The following is a 16,630-nucleotide window of genomic DNA, read 5'->3' on the forward strand; positions in this document are numbered from 1 at the left end:
GCTCCGGGCTTGCCATTCAGAGGCCAGAAGCGTTCCATAGCGGGTTCGCGCTGTTGGTAGGAGGGCCCTGGCATGATCGACGACCTCGAACCCCGCCCGATCCGAGGGGATGCGTTGCGGGATCTGGTCCGCGAGGACCTCGATGGCCACTCGGTGACGGACTTGAGCGAGCGGGTAGAGATCCTCAAGGCCGAGATCCAGCGCACCGAGGCCGCCGCCAAGGCCAAACTCCAGAAAAAATCAGACGCCGACGCTCTCTTTTCCTTCGGAAAGACGCAGACTTGACCTCGGGCGGCTTTCAACGTGGCATAGGGGTTGCAACGCCTCGACCACGGTGCCAGTTGCGCCGCGCGTATTTGACGGAGCCCTAATGTCCCAGTTCGCAGCGTCCGACGCTTCGATCCCCGACCCGACACACGCCGCGGTGGCCCGCGCGCGTCAGGTCGCCGACTTTGCCCAGTCGGAACTGTTCGAGCGGACCTTCCAGGACGGAATGGCGCTTGTTGAGGAAACGGCGGACTATCTGGACGGTGAGGGGCGCCGTGAAGCCAAGCTGCTGAGCCGGGCCGCGGCCCTGGCCTATGCCGCTGAGAGCATGGCCCTGACGACGCGCCTCATGCAGGCCGCCTCCTGGCTGCTGGTCCAGCGCGCCGTACGGGAAGGCGACATGTCGCCTGATCAGGCCTGTGACAGCCGGTATCGGCTCAAACTTCGCGCCCCCGCCGACCAGCCGACCCATGCCGAGCTGCCGATCGCGCTGGTTGAACTGATGGTCAAGGCCGAGAAGCTGCTGGAACGGGTGGTTTATCTGGATCGCCGGATGTTCGTTGACGCGCCCGAGGTCGAGCCCACCAACGCCGTCCAGACGCAGCTGGATCGCCTGAAGGCCGCCTTCGGCGGGTGAGCGTCTGGCTCGATCGCCTGTCGGCAGAGGTCCGTCAGCGCCGCGTCGTTTCCTTGGATCGCCCGTTCGTCGTGGGGCTGGCAGGCGGTGTCGCCTCCGGCAAGAGCACGATCGCCAAGGCCCTGGCCAGTCGCCTGCGCAAGGACGGCCTGACGGTTGAGGTTGTCGGCACCGATGGCTTCCTGTTTCCCAACGCCGAACTGGACCGTCGCGGGCTCATGGATCGCAAGGGGTTTCCCGAAAGCCATGATGCAGGGCGACTGACCGGCTTTCTGGAACAGCTGACATCCGGTGCCTCGCCCTTGAGGGTTCCGACCTATTCGCACGAAACCTACGATGTCGGTGCCGAGCGTAGTTTCGCCCGGCCGGACGTGGTTCTGATCGAGGGCCTGATCGCCCTTCAGGCGGGGGTCGAGCCCGTGGACCTTGGGCTTTTCCTCGACGTTGACGAGGACGACCTGATCACCTGGTACATTGAGCGGTTCATGGACCTCGAAAGGTGGGATGCACCGCGCCTGGCCGACCGTCTCGCAGAGGTCGGCGGCGATCCCGAAGCTCTGGCCGGGGATATTTGGGACCGGATCAACGGCCCTAATCTGAACGACCATATCCTGCCGACGCGGTCCCGAGCCGACCTTGTCCTGCACAAGGATGAGCGCCACGCCATCCGCTTACTGGCTCCGGCCTCCAAACCGGCGTAACGCTCTCGCGGATTGGCCGGAGCATTTGGATGTCATTCAAGTTCGGGCGCGGCCTGCTGGGACCGCTCAAACCCCTGATCGGCAGCTGGTCGCACACCGGCGAGCACAACGGCCAGGCCGTCTCGGTCAGCCGTACTTACGAACCCTGGGGCAAGGGTTGGGTCAGGCTCACTGCCGCCTGGACCCTGCCGGGCAAGGACTATGTCGAGATCGCCTTCTACGGGCCGACCGACGACGGGTCGCTCGGCTTCTATTCCTTCACCAACGATGGTCGGCGCTCAGAGGGTCGTCTGGCCGATGGCTCGGACGTCCATGACCAGGCCATCGCCTTTGTGGCCAGGTTTCCCGCCGGAACTGGACGCATGATCGCCTGGCCGCGTGATGACGGTCAGCCCGGCTTCGATTTCGCCGTCGAAAGCCGGACCCAGAAAGGGTGGAGCCGGTTTCTGGTTCAACGCTTTGGAGCAGCCTGACATGCTGGCCGACCCCGCCGCCTTTATTCTGGGACAGACCCGTCTGCAGCCGGTCAGCCATGCGCCGGAGATCTCCCTGTGGCTGGCCGATGAGGTCACCCCGATCTGGCGGCTGACCGAGGAGGAGCTGGGCGAGATGGGTGTGCCACCGCCGTTCTGGGCCTTCGCCTGGGCGGGAGGCCAGGCGCTGGCGCGCTATGTTCTGGATCACCCTGAGCGCGTCCGCGGCAAGCGCGTGTTGGATCTGGCTGCCGGCTCCGGCCTGGTCGGGATCGCCGCCATGAAAGCAGGCGCCGCCTATGTCCAGTGCGCCGATATTGACCCCTTCTGCGAGGCGGCGGTTCGCCTCAATGCTGAAGCCAATACCGTGGCGCTCGACTTCACCGACCAGGATCTGCTGGAGGATGCCCCTCCGGCGTTCGATGTGATCTGCGCCGGCGATGTCTTTTACGAACGCCCGATGGCCGAGCGGGTCATCGCCTGGCTGGGCCAGGCGCGCCATCAGGGGTCGACCGTGCTGATCGGGGATCCGCGCCGGAGCTATTTCCCCACAGGACGGCTCGTGCAACTCGCGGAATATGAGGTTCCGACGACGCGCGAACTTGAGGACCAGGCCGTCAAGCGCAGCGGCGTCTACGCCCTGGCGGAATAGGACGAGGGGGCCGCGTCAACCCGGACTGCAACCACGGCCCCGCTCGCGCGTCCCGATCCTGCGAACCGGAGCGCGATCACTGTCGAGGCCTGTCGACCTCGACCGTCTCTGAGATCAGATGTAGCGGCGCAGCGAGCGGGCCAGTTCCTTGCCGCCGTTCTTCTTCTGGGCCGGCTGATAGGCCACGCGCGAATGTTCCACACAGTAGGGATGGCCTTCGTCGGAGCGGCGCCCGCAGAAGCTGAACTCGTCTGACGACGGATCACCGATCGGCCATTTGCACATATGAGCCCCCAGGGTCAGGACCGTGGCCGTGCCCGGCAGGTCCAGCACCGCCGGGCGCGGAGCCGGCGGGGTCGGCTGGGCCGCTACCACCGGGCGCGGGGCCGGATCAATGCGCCGTGGCGCGCTCGGCGCCTGGGTCGGGCGCGGACGGGCAGCCCGGAAGGCCGGACGCGAGGGTTGCGACGGGGCCGCACGGCCCGACAGGCCCAGGCGGTGCACCTTGCCGATCACGGCATTGCGGGTCACGCCGCCCAGTTGTTTGGCGATCTGGCTCGCTGACAGGCCATCCAGCCACAGCTTTTTCAGATCGGCGACCCGCTCGTCGGTCCAGCCCATTGCGCCACTCCGCAGAATTGATTCAACATCTTGTAGGAAGACGCCCCTCGGACGCCGTCGCCACACAATCTATCGTAAATCTTTCATTAACGGACGCAACATCTGGCGCCTGCGTATCCACAGAATCTAGATATAGCGTTGCTCGCTGGACTCACTGCGTCATCGCCACAGCAGATCACCCCGGAACCGGGATTTCCGCCCAGGCCGACACCAGACATCTGATTTTGCGCACGATCTCGGATCTAAAACCCGCAGCGCGGCCGTAGCGTCGAGGTCCGCTAGGGTGATTGCAGATTCAGGCGTCCACCCTCAGCGGAGCGCCGCGGCGCAGATCCTCTGGGAACGAAATGTCAGTTTGTCAGTCCTTATCTGACTGACACCTCGGAGCCCTAGTGGTCACCCTCGGGGCGCGGGGCCGGGTCGTGATAGCCCGAGCCCTTCTTGCCATAGACAAAGCGACGGTCGCAGTAACCGCACTCGACCGTGCCGTCATCGCCGACATCGAAATAGACCAGCGGGTGCCCCAGCGCCCCACCGCCGCCATCACACGAGACGCGCGCGGTCGTCACCTTGATCTCTTCAGGCTTGGGCGAATAGGTCGGCGAGTGGCGCGGCGGCATGGGTCGGGATCCGGCAGGGTTGACGCGCCCTGTCTAGGCGCGCCGCCCCAATCGCGTCAAACCGCCTCTTCGGTCGGTACCGCCCTGCGGCCCATCAGGCGGTTGAGAATAGCCTTGCGCTTGGCGAAGACCGTCCAGCCCAGGGTGGCCGCCGCGACCCACAGACCGACTTCACCGACCAGGCCCAGACCGATGGCGACGACGACCGCCATCTTCGGCCCTATCAGGTCAAAGCCGGCCAGGGCGATGGCCGCGAACATCCCGCCATAGCCAAGGATCAGGGCCGTCACAGCGGCAACGCCGACGATCTTCGTCCGGGTCATGGTTCTTCTCCGTCAAGGAACCCAATCAGAATGTAAAGTGTCCTAGACATTGCAGCACATCAAGTCAAGGACCCTTTCCCAAAGGTCGCGCAAGTTTGTCTCGACTTGCCTTGGCGAACCGCCCTTTCGGCCCTACCTAGTCGGCAGCCCCCCATCCGAAAGCGCCCATGTCCGACCCCCTCCTGCCTGACAACGCCATCGAGGTTCGCGGCCTCACCAAGACCTATGCCGGGTCCAAGAAGGCTCCACCCAAAACGGCGCTCAAGGGCATTGATCTGGTGGTTCCGCGCGGTTCGATCTTCGGCCTGCTCGGCCCGAACGGCGCGGGAAAGTCGACCCTGATCAACATTCTGGCCGGGGTGGTGAACAAGACCGGCGGACAGGCCTACGTCTGGGGCCGCGATATCGACACGGACCCGCGTGGCGCACGGGCGGCACTCGGTGTCGTCGCCCAGGAAGTCACCGCGGACGTCTTTTTCACCCCGCGTGAATCGCTGGAGGTTCAGGCGGGCTATTACGGCGTGCCCCCCGCCGAGCGGCGCTCAGACGAACTGCTCGCCGCCCTGGGGCTGGCCGACAAGGCCAATGCCTATGTGCGCGCCCTGTCCGGTGGCATGAAGCGCCGCCTGATGGTCGCAAAGGCCCTGGTCCACAATCCGCCGGTGCTGATCCTCGACGAACCGACCGCCGGCGTCGATGTCGAGCTGCGCCGCCAGCTCTGGGCCTATGTACGCGAACTCAGCGACCGCGGCGTCACCATCCTGCTGACGACCCACTATCTCGAAGAGGCCCAGGAGCTGTGCGACACCATCGCCATCGTCAACCACGGCGAGGTGGTGGCCTGCGAGCCGACAGCCCAGCTGCTGCGCCGGCTGGACACCCGCAACGTCGTCGTCACGCCCGAAGCGCCGCTCACCGCCGTGCCCGAGATCGCCGGCTTTGATGTGACCCCGCGCGGCGACAGTTTCGTCGTCGCCTACAAGACCGGCCAGTCCAGCGTCGAACAGGTGCTGGTCGCCGTCCGTGCCGCCGGGGTGCGTATCAAGGACATCGCCACGGAAGACCCCGATCTGGAGGATGTGTTCGTGGCACTGACCTATGGCGACACCAGCCAGGTCGATCCCACCCGCGACGATGCTGTTGTGGCCTGAGCCCGCTTCCTGTAAGCAGCCGCTCCGCGCGCATGCGCCCACGCACCCGTAGCTCAGCTGGATAGAGCGTTGCCCTCCGAAGGCAAAGGTCACACGTTCGAATCGTGTCGGGTGCGCCATTTCTCTCGACACGCCGACCTGACCATCGCCCGCCGCGCTTGACAGGACCGGCCCGGCTTGCCCCTCTCGGGTCGTCGAACCAGGGGATCCGATGAGCACCGACGCGGCCCAGCCCAAGAAACCCGAGCGCGGCTCCGGCCTCGGCGAGGGCAACTCGACCGCCTGGCTGGCTGCTCAGATGTTGCGCTGGGGTCACCCCCGCTCCCAGACCCGACGCACAGTGCTGCTCGTCGCGCTGATCCTGTTGTGGCTGGTGTTCGGCATCATCGGTTGGGGCGAATGGACCCGATTGTCGGGCGGGGTCGCCTGCGTCGACTTCTGTGCCCAGCGCAGCACGGACTATCCCTATCTGTCGCTCTGGCTTCTGACTCCCCAGGGTGATGTCGCGGGCGACAACGTCCACTGGACGCTGGACCTGTCCCGTTACTTCGGGGCCGCTATCCCGCTGCTGGGGATCGTCTTCCTGATCGCGCGTCGGGTTGGAGACGCCTTGGCCGAGGTTCTGATGCAATGGAACGGTGCCGACCACGTGGTCGTCATTGGTGAGGGCGTGGAAGCCGTCCATGCCGCAGAGGCTGCTCACGCCGAGAAAGCCGCCGTGGTCCTGATCGACCCGTCGATTGCCGAGGCCCAGACTGAAGACCTCAATCAGCTGGGGGTGCTGGTGTTGCGCGACGATCTGACGGTCGCCGCCCGCAAGGCGGGCCTCAAGCGGGCACGACGCGTTGTGGTGGTTGGCGAGAACGTCACCCACAACCTGTCCCTGGCGCGCCGGGCCGGGGCCTTGCTCGATACGGACGCTGCCGATCTGCACGTTCAGATCGAGGACGAGGACGTGCTGGAGATGATGCGCCAGTCGGCGGCGCAAAGACCGATGATCGGCCCCACGCCGCGCCCCTTCTCCCTGGCTGCCGCCGCCGCCCGATCTGCCAATGAGGCGCTCAGACTTTGGGACCGCGACAAGGGCCTGCATGTGGCTGCGGTCGGTTCAGGACCGTTCTCCCAGGCTATGGTTCGCCAGGCGATTTCCCTCGGGTGGCGGGTCGGGCGTCCACCGCCGTGCGTGACCCTTTGGGACCCGTCGGGAGAGGTCGAGGATCGCTGGACCCGCATGGCTCCCGGCGCGCTTGAAGACCTGTCAGCCATTTATGACGGCCCACCTTTTCGCATTCTGTTTTCTCGTTCCGCCTCAATCGGGGGCTTTCTGAGCGAGACTGCCGATGCTGATGCCTGGGTCGTCGAAAGCGACGTTGGCCTTGCCTGCGCGGCAGCTCTGATGGCCTCACGCATGACCCCGGGCCCCATGGTCATTGTCTCAGGCGACGAAGACCTGGGAGATACCCTGCCAGGTGTGCATACGGCGGTGTCGGGGTTCTCGGCCGGCCTGGCCCAGGCGATTCTCCCGGAGGTGGATCTGCGCGCCCAGAGATTGCACGGCGCGTATGAAAGCCGCGGCAAGGAAGGCTACATCGAACTGGGATCAGAGGCGTCAGGTTCGCGCTGGGCGATCCTGGCGGAATCTCTATGGTCGGCCAATCGGGCTGCTGCTTCGCATATTCCAGTCAAATTGGCGGACGCAGAGGCGTTCGGGACCGACCCCCGTGACGACCGCGACCTGCTTGAGCGTCTGGCTGAGATCGAACACGACCGTTGGTGTGCCGAGAGACTGCTCAACGGATGGCGGCCCGGTGCGCGCGACGATGTTCAGAAGCTGCATCCCGGCTTGGTCGGCTGGCAGTATCTGGACGAACCGACCCGCCAGAAGGACCGGGACGGCGTCATCGATGCCTTCCGCGTGGCCTGGCCTCGCCGGAACTCCCGGCTCTAGTCGCGCCCCCCCCCGATGAAATGCGCGTTTCCCCGACCTTGCAGGGCTGGATCAGGCGCGTTACCCCAACGCCTCTGGACGGGAGGCGGGCATGGATCGAAAGCGCATCGACGCAGACGCGGTATTGGCGGACCTGCCGCAGTGGCAGCGGGCCAACGACCCGCGCGAGGCGATCACCCGTACCTTCGTTTTTGCGGACTTCAATGCCGCCTTCGGCTTCATGGCCCGCGTGGCCTTGCTGGCCGACAAGATGGATCACCACCCGGAATGGTCCAACGTCTACAACCGCGTTGACGTCCTGCTGACCACCCATGACGCCGATGGGGTCACAGGCCTGGATCTCCACATGGCCCGCTTCATGGACACGGTCTTCGGAGCCGAATCGTGAGCGGGCGCGTCGCCGGCAAGGCGGCCCTGATCACCGGCGGGGCTCAGGGCCTCGGTGAGGCCATCGCCTGGATGCTCGCCCGTGAGGGAGCCCGTGTGGCGGTCACGGACATCAATGCGCCGGGGGCCCGTGCCGTCGCCGACGCCATCAATGCTGCCCACCCGGGCCAGGCCTTCGGCTACGGCCATGATGTGACCGACGAGGTCCAGTGGGCCGAGGTCGTGGATCGAGCCACCGCCGACATGGGCCGCCTGTCGGTCCTGGTGAACAATGCCGGCATCGGTGGCGACCTGCGCTGGCTGGAAGACGACAGCCTGGATCACTGGCGCAAGATGCAGGCGATCAATCAGGAAAGCGTCATGCTGGGCTGCAAGTACGCCATGCCCCATCTGCGGGCGGCGGCTCCGGCTTCGATCATCAATATATCCTCGGTGGCCGGCCTCGCCGCCGCGCCCGGCATGGGGGCCTATAACGCCACCAAGGCGGCGGTATGGATGTATACCAAGACCATCGCGCTGGAGGCCGCCAAACATGGCTGGGACGTGCGCTGCAACTCGATCCACCCGGTCTTCATCAAGACTGCCATTCTGGATCCCTACGTGAAGATGGCGGGGGGCGACGAGGCCAAGGCCCACGAGCGTTTGATGCGAGGCATCCCCTTGCGCCGCATCGGAGAGCCTGACGATGTGGCCTATGCGGCCCTCTATCTGGCGTCAGACGAATCCAAGTTCATCACCGGCTCTGAAATCAAGATCGACGGCGGGCTTCTGGCCCAATAGGCCTAGCGCGTCAGGATGGTACCGATCAGCAGACGGGCACCCTGGCGACCGAGCGTCTCATTGGTGGCCGCCTGAAGGTCGCGCGCAAGCCGGTCGGCATCGGGCACTTCGCCGGGGAGCATGGCCGCCCCAAACGTCCGCACAACCTGGCTGAAGGCGGCGCGAAGCCGGGGGACAGACTGAGCGACGCTGGCCCGCAGGGCCTCGTTCTCGACATCGATCCCGGCCTCAACGGTCAGCACGCCACGACGCCCCCCCGAACGTACCAGGGTCGCGGTCAACACCCCCAACGTCGTAAATCGGGCCTGGGACGTCGAGCCCCCCGACGGCCCGCTGGCCTGTGCCACCGTCGGGGCGGCGGCCAGGATCAGTCCGAACGAAAGAAGGTCGCGGCGTTTCATCCCACCATCACACCACATCCCGACTAAGGATCAGTTTACGGCGCGGCCGGCTCCGCCGGCACCAGCCGGATCTCGAACAGATGTGGCCAGTCCTTGCCGGTGACGAACAGCCGCTGGCCATCCTCATCCCAGGCGATACCGTTCAGCACATCGTCTCGCGGTCGCGCCCGCTGCGCCGCCGGGAACACGTCGGTCAGGTCGATCACGCCCACGACGTCGCCGGTTTCGGGGTCAATCCGCACAATGAGGTCCTGCAGCCAGATATTGGCCAGGATCTGGCCATTGACCCATTCCAGCTCATTGAGCCGAGACACCGGCTGGCCCCGAAACGTCACGGTGACCTGGCGGGTCACCTCAAAGGTTTCGGGATCGAGAAAGCGGATCACCGGCGTCCCGTCCGACAGGATGAGCTGGTCATCATTGTCGGTCAGGCCCCAGCCCTCGCCCTCATAGCGGAAGGTGCCGATCGGGTCGGTCAGGTCGTCGCGATCCCAGATGAAGCCTTGCCCTCCCTGCCAGGTCAGGCTGTAGAGCCGACCTTCGATTTCGGTCAGCCCCTCCCCAAACAGGGACAGGTCCAGCGTCGTGCGCGCCAGGATTTCGCCGTCCTCCAGCCGGACCTCACGCACGGTCGAAGGATAACGGCCCGTGCTCTCGAACATCCGTCCGTCCACATAGATCAGGCCCTGGGTGAAGGCTTCAGGGTCGTGGGGAAAGACATTGACCACCTCGAACACCTCGACAGGGGGATGAGGCGGCAGGGCAGACGGGGCCACCGGCGGGCTCGTCGGCGGCGTCTGGGCCGCTGCAGAGGCGCATCCTGCCGCCAGAATCAGGGCCGACACCAGGAAGGCGGATCGGACCATGTCGGTCAGACCTCCGCCCGAGGGGCAATCATGGGTTTGAGGTCCAAAGCCCGAAACAGGGCGGCGTCCTCATCCTCCTCGGGGTTCGGCGTCGTCAGCAGACGCCCCCCCACGAAGATCGAATTGGCACCGGCGAGGAAACACAGGGCCTGAAGCTCCTGGGTCATCCCCTCACGCCCGGCCGACAGGCGCACGACCGAAGCCGGGCAGACCAGTCGGGCCACCGCCACGGTTCGGACGAACTCGATAGGATCGAGCTCGCCCTCGCGGCTGATCTTCTCGCCCAGCGGCGTCCCCGCCACGGGAACCAGCGCATTGACCGGCAGGCTGTCCGGGTGCGCCGGCATCGTCGCCAAGGCGTGCAGCAGGCCGGCGCGGTCGCGGCGCGTCTCGCCCATGCCGACGATGCCGCCGCAGCAGGTCTTCATCCCCGCCTGGCGGACGTATTCCAGCGTATCGAGCCGGTCCTGATAGGTCCGTGTGGTGACCACCTCGCCATAGTATTCCGGCCCGGTGTCGAGGTTGTGGTTGTAGAAATCCAGTCCCGCCGCCTTCAGCTCTGCCGCCTGGGCCGGCGTCAGCATTCCGAGCGTGGCGCAGGTTTCCAGCCCGAGCGCCTTCACACCCGAAATCATCGTCGCCAGTTTGGGCAGGTCCCGGTCCTTCAGCTCACGCCAGGCCGCGCCCATGCAGAAGCGATCTGCCCCGCCGTCGCGCGCGGCCTTCGCCTCGGCGATGACGGCTTCGGCATCCATCAGTTTGGAAGCCTTCAGCCCGGTGTCGAAACTGGCCGACTGGCTGCAGTAGCCACAGTTTTCGGCGCAGCCGCCGGTCTTGACCGACAACAGTTGCGCCTTCTGGATCGCTGACGGGTCAAAGCGGCGCCGGTGCACCTGGGCCGCCTCGAACACCAGGTCCATGAACGGGCGTTCGAACAGGGCCTCAACCTCGTCCAGCGTCCAGTCGTGGCGGACGGCGGCAGGGTCAGGTCGACGAGGTAGGGAGCCGTCCATCAATGCCCGCCGTCATCCTTGGTCGCCGCCTTCGCCTGACGCTTGCGAGCCATCATGTTGAGCGCCTCCACCCCGGCCGAGAAGGCCATGGCGGCATAGATGTAGCCCTTGGGCACATGGAAGCCGAAGCCATCGGCGATCAGCACCATGCCGATCATCAACAGGAAGCCGAGCGCCAGCATCACCACCGTCGGGTTCTTGGCGATGAAATTGGCCAGCGGGTCCGCCGCCAGCAGCATCACCGTCACCGAAACAATCACCGCAACCACCATGATCGGCAGGTGCTCGGTCATGCCCACCGCCGTCAGAATGGAATCGATCGAGAAGACCAGGTCCAGCAGGATGATCTGAAAAATCGCCGCACCGGCGTTGGAGATCACCACATCCTTCTTGTCGAGCAGGTCGTGATGCTCACTGGGCACCGGATCGACCGAGTGGTGGATTTCCTTGGTCGCCTTCCACACCAGGAACAGGCCGCCGGCGATCAGGATCAGGTCCTTCCACGAGAAACCGTGGCCGGCGATGGTGAAGACCGTCTGCGTCAGGCCGACCAGCCAGGCGATGATCGACAGCAGCGCCAGGCGCATGATCAGGGCCAGGCCGATGCCGATCCGGCGCACGCGCTGACGCTGGTTCTCGGGCAGCTTGTTCGACAGGATCGAAATGAAGATCAGATTGTCGATCCCCAGCACGACCTCCATCACCACCAGCGCGATCAGCGCCGCCCAGGCGGCGGGGTCGGAAAACAGCGGGATAATGGAGTCCATCAGTGTCGGTCCGTTTCGTCAGTGCTTCGGGTCTTGTTAGGCGGCGTCCCGCTCTAAGGCAACGAAGACCGGAGCACTTGGTTCGATATCGCTGGGAACTTACGCCCGACCCACGCCAAGCGAGCGATCTCGGGGGCTGGTCGGAGGCCGGGACACAAATTCGCAATCTCGGTGCCACGAACAATTCTCCGATCTGGCGCCGAGCGTCTGTGAATCCGGCATCGGGGTGACACCGCCCGGTCGTAGTCGCTCGCTCCTCATTCGAGGGGAAGTTCACCATGTCCAAATGCAAGACGTTCAAGGCCCGCCTGATGTTCGGGGCCACCCTGCTGGCGGCGCTCGGGGGCCCGGCTGTCGCCTGGGCCCAGTCCGCAGAGCTCATTCGGGTTTCCGCCACCGAAACGCCGGACGTGACCGATGAGGTGGCCGAGATCGTTGTCACGGCGACCAAGCGCGAAACCTCGCTACAGGACACGCCGATCGCCATCACCGTGCTGGGCGCCGAGATCCTGGAGAACAACAATGTGTCCTCCCTGCTGGACGTGGCGGGCTTGTCGCCCAGCCTTCGCATGTCGACCTTCGAGTCACGCCAATCGGCCCTGACCGTCGGCATCCGCGGCATCGTCCCGAACGACGCCAATCAGCCCGCCCGTGAACAAGGCGTCGGCATCTATCTCGACGGCGTCTATCTGGGCCGCCAGCAGGGGCTGAACGCCGCCATGCTCGACATTGAACGGGTCGAGGTTCTGCGTGGACCGCAGGGCACCCTGTTCGGTCGCAATACCGAAGGCGGTGCCGTCAACATGGTCACCCGTCGCCCGACCGGAGAGCTGGGCCTGCGCTCCACCTTCGGCCTGAGCAGTTTCTCAGGCTACAACTACGAGGTCCATGCCGACTTGCCCGAGATTGCCGGCTTCAGCATCAAGCTGGATGGCGCGGCCCAGTATCATGACGCCACCACCCGCAATCCGATGCCCGGCCAGTACGGCTGGAACTATCTGGACCGCCACGGCTATCGCGCCTCGGTGCTGTGGCGTCCGATGGATAGCTTCGACGCTCTCTACAGCTATGACTTCGGGCACAGCGAAACCACGCCCTTCCTGAGCCAGCTGATCAACTACAACCCCCTCGGCCTGCCGGTATCGGATGTCTTCCCGCGGGTTCCGGGCACGATTGCGCCGCTGCCGCCGACCGTCTTCGTCCATCCCGAACGCCAGGATGTCGCCGACATCGGCGTGCCGCAGCAGCCCAGCGTCGATGAAATCTTCGGCCATTCGCTGACCCTGAACTGGCAGATCAACGACAACCTCGAACTGCGCTCCATCACCGCCTACCGCGAGGTCGCGGTCGAGCAGTATGACAACGCCGGCGGTCCGGCCCGGCCGCCGGTGTTCCAGCCGAACGCGCCGGAAGGCTCGTCGGTGCGCAACTTCTCTCGCTACAGCCTGTCGGACCTGGAGCAACTTCAGCGCAGCCAGGAATTCCAGCTGGTCGGTTCAGCCTTCGACGACCGCCTCACCTATGTCGTGGGCCTCTACTACTTCAACGAAAAGGCCTGGGAAGAAGCGGCCACGCCGTCCAGTCTGACCTGGGTGGGATCCGACGGCCGCTACGTGGTGCGCGATCCCCGCGTCGCCGGCATCGAGCGCGGCTTCCGCTCGATCGACCGTGGCAGCGTCGCCTATGCCGAGAGCATGGGGGCCTATGTGCATTCGGTCTTCACGCCCCCTGTCCTTGGCGACGCCCTGCACATCACCCTGGGGGGCCGGTTCACCCGCGATGAGAAGAACGGCACCCTCTATCTGGTCGGGAACCGGCCGCGGGATTACCGCTTCGACCTGGACGAATCCCGGTTCGATCCCCTGGTGACAGTCGACTATGACGTCACCCCGGACATCAACGCCTACATCACCTACGCGACGGGATACCGGGCCGGCGGCGCCAACTCGCGCTCCCTGACCTACGCCCCCTTCGAGTCCGAAGAGATCGAGAGCTTCGAGATCGGGCTCAAGTCCTATCTGTTCGACCGGCTGACCCTGAACCTGGCCGCCTTCGCCATGGAGCGCACCAACAGCCAGATCGAGTTCACCCTGGTGGCTCCTGATCCGGTCGGCGGCTCGAACCGGAACACCGTCGAAACCGTCAATGCCCCCGGCGTCACCGACATTCGCGGGCTGGAGCTGGAATCGACCCTCACGGTGACTGAAGACCTTAGCCTGTCATTCGCCTACGCCTACACTGAGACCAGCGTGCCGGACGCCCAGAACCCGTTCCCGCCGTCGGCCGCCTGCCCGTCGTGCGGGACGATCCAGCCGGTCTACATCATCTATACGCCGCGCAACGCCTGGACCGCCGCCCTGAACTATGAGCGGCCGCTGGGCTTCGCCGAGCTCCGCGTCAACGTGAACGCGGCGTGGTCGGAAGGGACACAGAGCTTCGAACAATCGCCACAGGTCACCGACGACTCCTTCATCGTCAACGCTCGCCTGGCCCTGGCGGACTGGAACGTCGCGGGCGACCGCGACGTGACGGTGGCCCTGTGGTCACGCAACCTGTTCAACGAAGAGCACATGTATCGCCGCTCGACCGAGAACCGGTCCGGCTCGAACGCGATCGGTGACTACGCCAACTTCAATGAGCCGCGGACCTACGGCTTGGAACTGTCGCTGGCCTTCTGATCTGCCGACGGACGAACGGGGACCGATGGGTGCGGACACACCCGTCGGTCCCGCAATCAGCGGCCTCACACCGGTTGCTCCTTTGAAACTTCGGTGCTATCAGGCGCCCGGCTTCGGACGGGGCTGTCCTTTTGGACCGGTCCCGTCTTGTGCTTTTTCAAGCATTTCAAGCCTTTGACGGTGGCGAATCCTCGCTTCCGGCTATGACCCAAACGCTGACCCTCTAGGCGGACCCGAAGTGGCGGACGATTTCAAGGCCAACGAAGTCTCGGAACGCTATGCGCGCGCCCTGTTTGAGCTCGCCGATGAGGCGGGCCGTATCGACGCGGTGCGTGGCGATCTCAGGACCCTCAAGGCCATGCTGGCCGACAGCGCCGAACTCCGCCGGGCGGTAACCTCGCCGGTCTATTCGGCGGAAGACAAGGGCAAGGCCCTGGTCGCGCTCGCGGTCAAATCGAAGTTCGATATGTTGACGGCCAAGTTCCTCGGCCTTCTGACCCAGAACCAGCGCGCCGCGGCCCTGCCGGGCGTGATTGCCGCCTATGACAAGCTGTGGGCCGCTCACACCGGTATCGTCAGCGCCGAGGTCGTTTCGGCCCAGCCGCTGTCAGCCGCCCAACTCAAGAACATCAAGTCCGCCCTGCGCACCGCGCTGGGCGCTGACCCCGAACTCGAGGCCCGGGTCGATCCGTCGATCCTCGGCGGCCTCAAGGTCAAGGTGGGCTCGAAACTCTTCGACGCCTCGCTCAAGACCAAACTCGACACCCTGAAATTCGCCCTCAAGAGAGCGTAACGACCATGGATATCCGCGCCGCCGAAATCTCGGCCATTCTCAAGCAACAGATCGCCGGCTTCGGCGATGAGGCAGACGTCTCTGACGTCGGCCAGGTCCTGTCGGTCGGCGACGGCATCGCCCGCGTCCACGGCCTGGATCAGGTTCAGGCCGGTGAGATGGTCTCCTTCCCCAAGGCCGGCGTGAAGGGCATGGCCCTGAACCTGGAGCGTGACAACGTCGGCATCGTGATCTTCGGCTCCGACAGCCAGATCGCCGAGGGTGACGAGGTCCGTCGCCTCGGCGAAATCGTGGACGTGCCGGTCGGCAAGGGTCTGCTGGGTCGCGTCGTCAACCCGCTGGGTGAACCGATCGACGGCAAGGGCCCGATCAAGGCGACCGAGCGCCGCCGCGTGGACGTCAAGGCTCCCGGCATCATCCCCCGCAAGTCGGTGCACGAGCCGATGCAGACCGGCCTGAAGGCCATCGACACCCTGATCCCGATCGGCCGCGGCCAGCGCGAGCTGATCATCGGTGACCGCCAGGTCGGCAAGACCGCCGTCGCCGTCGACACCATCCTGAACCAGAAGTCGGTCAATCAGACCGACGACGAGAGCGCCAAGCTCTACTGCATCTACGTCGCCGTCGGCCAGAAGCGTTCGACCGTGGCCCAGATCGTCAAGACGCTCGAGGAGTCGGGCGCGATGGACTACACCATCGTCGTCGCCGCGACGGCGTCGGAACCGGCCCCGCTGCAGTTCCTGGCCCCGTTCGCCGGCTGCGCCATGGGCGAGTGGTTCCGTGACAACGGCATGCACGGCCTGATCATCTATGACGATCTGTCCAAGCAGGCTGTGGCTTATCGCCAGATGTCGCTGCTGCTGCGCCGCCCGCCGGGTCGCGAGGCCTATCCGGGCGACGTCTTCTATCTGCACAGCCGCCTGCTCGAGCGCGCGGCCAAGCTGAACGAGGACAACGGCTCCGGCTCGCTGACCGCCCTGCCGGTCATCGAAACCCAGGCCAACGACGTCTCGGCCTACATCCCGACCAACGTGATCTCGATCACCGACGGCCAGATCTTCCTTGAATCGGACCTCTTCTACCAGGGTATCCGCCCGGCCGTGAACGTCGGCATCTCGGTGTCGCGCGTGGGCTCCTCGGCTCAGATCAAGGCCATGAAGCAAGTCGCCGGTCCGATTAAGGGCGAGCTGGCCCAGTATCGGGAAATGGCCGCCTTCGCCAAGTTCGGCTCAGACCTGGACGCCTCCACCCAGAAACTTCTCGCCCGTGGCGAGCGCCTGACCGAGCTGCTCAAGCAGCCGCAGTACGCCCCGCTCAAGGTCGAAGAGCAGGTCTGCGTGATCTACGCCGGTACCCGTGGCTACCTCGACGGCATCCCGACCTCGGCGGTCGGTCGCTTCGAGGCCGAGTTCCTGGCCCTGCTGCGCGGCAAGCATGCCAAGCTGTTGGACGCCATCCGCACCAAGAAGGCGCTGGACGACAAGCTCGAAGGCGAACTGAAGTCGGTGCTGGAATCCTTCACCTCGACCTTCGCCGCCTGATCGGAGACCGG

General features: G+C 65.3%; 19 protein-coding genes and 1 tRNA gene. 13 read left to right on the forward strand and 7 right to left on the reverse strand.

All coding sequences use genetic code 11. From position 1 onward, the window contains the following. Positions 1-72 precede the first annotated feature (72 nt). From G391_RS0103025 to G391_RS0103045, 5 genes are all read left to right on the forward strand, one after another. A complete protein-coding gene (locus G391_RS0103025; protein ID WP_029086202.1) occupies positions 73-285 on the forward strand; it encodes a DUF1192 family protein in 213 nt (70 codons plus the stop codon). Positions 286-370: 85 nt separating this feature from the next. After that, positions 371-904 carry a protease adaptor protein RcdA gene (gene rcdA / locus G391_RS0103030; RefSeq protein WP_084169104.1) on the forward strand — a complete coding sequence of 178 codons (534 nt, stop codon included), beginning with the start codon at positions 371-373 and terminating at the stop codon, positions 902-904. Then, on the forward strand, positions 901-1,605 hold the full coding sequence (locus G391_RS13680) for a type I pantothenate kinase (RefSeq protein WP_051257085.1): 705 nt from the start codon (positions 901-903) through the stop codon (positions 1,603-1,605). The genes rcdA and G391_RS13680 overlap by 4 nt, the downstream gene beginning before the upstream one ends. A gap of 29 nt (positions 1,606-1,634) precedes the next feature. Next, positions 1,635-2,078, forward strand: coding sequence for a hypothetical protein (locus G391_RS0103040; RefSeq protein WP_029086204.1), 444 nt, complete (start codon positions 1,635-1,637; stop codon positions 2,076-2,078). A 1-nt stretch (position 2,079) separates the two neighbouring features. After that, positions 2,080-2,730 carry a class I SAM-dependent methyltransferase gene (locus tag G391_RS0103045; RefSeq protein ID WP_029086205.1) on the forward strand — a complete coding sequence of 217 codons (651 nt, stop codon included), beginning with the start codon at positions 2,080-2,082 and terminating at the stop codon, positions 2,728-2,730. Between the two features lie 114 nt (positions 2,731-2,844). Here G391_RS0103045 and gcrA read toward each other — a convergent pair whose 3' ends face one another. From gcrA to G391_RS13685, 3 genes are all read right to left on the reverse strand, one after another. Further along, a complete protein-coding gene (gene gcrA / locus G391_RS0103050) occupies positions 2,845-3,351 on the reverse strand; it encodes a cell cycle sigma 70 cofactor GcrA (RefSeq protein WP_029086206.1) in 507 nt (168 codons plus the stop codon). A 389-nt stretch (positions 3,352-3,740) separates the two neighbouring features. Further along, positions 3,741-3,971 carry a zinc-finger domain-containing protein gene (locus G391_RS0103055; RefSeq protein ID WP_029086207.1) on the reverse strand — a complete coding sequence of 77 codons (231 nt, stop codon included), beginning with the start codon at positions 3,969-3,971 and terminating at the stop codon, positions 3,741-3,743. A gap of 56 nt (positions 3,972-4,027) precedes the next feature. Beyond that, a complete protein-coding gene (locus tag G391_RS13685; protein ID WP_035303506.1) occupies positions 4,028-4,294 on the reverse strand; it encodes a hypothetical protein in 267 nt (88 codons plus the stop codon). 167 nt (positions 4,295-4,461) lie between these two features. Here G391_RS13685 and G391_RS0103065 point away from each other — a divergent pair, with 167 nt between their 5' ends. From G391_RS0103065 to G391_RS0103085, 5 genes are all read left to right on the forward strand, one after another. Next, a complete protein-coding gene (locus tag G391_RS0103065; RefSeq protein ID WP_029086208.1) occupies positions 4,462-5,445 on the forward strand; it encodes an ABC transporter ATP-binding protein in 984 nt (327 codons plus the stop codon). 42 nt (positions 5,446-5,487) lie between these two features. Continuing rightward, a tRNA-Arg gene (locus tag G391_RS0103070) sits at positions 5,488-5,564 on the forward strand. 92 nt (positions 5,565-5,656) lie between these two features. After that, positions 5,657-7,393, forward strand: coding sequence for a RyR domain-containing protein (locus tag G391_RS15070; protein WP_051257086.1), 1,737 nt, complete (start codon positions 5,657-5,659; stop codon positions 7,391-7,393). Positions 7,394-7,484: 91 nt separating this feature from the next. Beyond that, complete coding sequence (locus G391_RS0103080; protein ID WP_029086209.1) at positions 7,485-7,781, forward strand: 4a-hydroxytetrahydrobiopterin dehydratase; 297 nt, start codon at positions 7,485-7,487, stop codon at positions 7,779-7,781. Continuing rightward, positions 7,775-8,560 (forward strand): SDR family oxidoreductase, encoded by a 786-nt coding sequence (locus G391_RS0103085; RefSeq protein ID WP_029086210.1) that lies wholly within the window; start codon positions 7,775-7,777, stop codon positions 8,558-8,560. The genes G391_RS0103080 and G391_RS0103085 overlap by 7 nt, the downstream gene beginning before the upstream one ends. A 2-nt stretch (positions 8,561-8,562) precedes the next feature. Here the strand turns inward: G391_RS0103085 and G391_RS0103090 are convergent, their stop codons facing one another. From G391_RS0103090 to G391_RS0103105, 4 genes are read right to left on the reverse strand one after another with little or no spacing between them, the layout of a single operon-like run. Further along, entirely contained in the window at positions 8,563-8,961 is a 399-nt protein-coding gene (locus G391_RS0103090) for a hypothetical protein (RefSeq protein WP_029086211.1), read from the reverse strand. A gap of 35 nt (positions 8,962-8,996) precedes the next feature. Further along, positions 8,997-9,827 carry a glutaminyl-peptide cyclotransferase gene (locus G391_RS0103095; RefSeq protein ID WP_029086212.1) on the reverse strand — a complete coding sequence of 277 codons (831 nt, stop codon included), beginning with the start codon at positions 9,825-9,827 and terminating at the stop codon, positions 8,997-8,999. 5 nt (positions 9,828-9,832) lie between these two features. Next, positions 9,833-10,840: a biotin synthase BioB gene (gene bioB / locus G391_RS0103100; protein WP_029086213.1), complete on the reverse strand. Its 1,008-nt coding sequence runs from the start codon at positions 10,838-10,840 to the stop codon at positions 9,833-9,835. Continuing rightward, positions 10,840-11,607 (reverse strand): TerC family protein, encoded by a 768-nt coding sequence (locus tag G391_RS0103105; RefSeq protein WP_029086214.1) that lies wholly within the window; start codon positions 11,605-11,607, stop codon positions 10,840-10,842. Before G391_RS0103105 ends, bioB begins: the two co-directional genes overlap by 1 nt. A 278-nt stretch (positions 11,608-11,885) precedes the next feature. Here G391_RS0103105 and G391_RS0103110 point away from each other — a divergent pair, with 278 nt between their 5' ends. The 3 genes from G391_RS0103110 (at position 11,886) to atpA (ending at position 16,619) form a co-directional block, all read left to right on the forward strand. After that, complete coding sequence (locus G391_RS0103110) at positions 11,886-14,285, forward strand: TonB-dependent receptor (protein WP_029086215.1); 2,400 nt, start codon at positions 11,886-11,888, stop codon at positions 14,283-14,285. Positions 14,286-14,523: 238 nt separating this feature from the next. Continuing rightward, positions 14,524-15,078 (forward strand): F0F1 ATP synthase subunit delta, encoded by a 555-nt coding sequence (locus G391_RS0103115; protein ID WP_029086216.1) that lies wholly within the window; start codon positions 14,524-14,526, stop codon positions 15,076-15,078. A 5-nt stretch (positions 15,079-15,083) separates the two neighbouring features. Further along, a complete protein-coding gene (atpA, locus tag G391_RS0103120; protein WP_029086217.1) occupies positions 15,084-16,619 on the forward strand; it encodes a F0F1 ATP synthase subunit alpha in 1,536 nt (511 codons plus the stop codon). Positions 16,620-16,630 lie beyond the last annotated feature (11 nt).

Source organism: Brevundimonas aveniformis DSM 17977 (assembly GCF_000428765.1).
GTDB lineage: Bacteria > Pseudomonadota > Alphaproteobacteria > Caulobacterales > Caulobacteraceae > Brevundimonas > Brevundimonas aveniformis.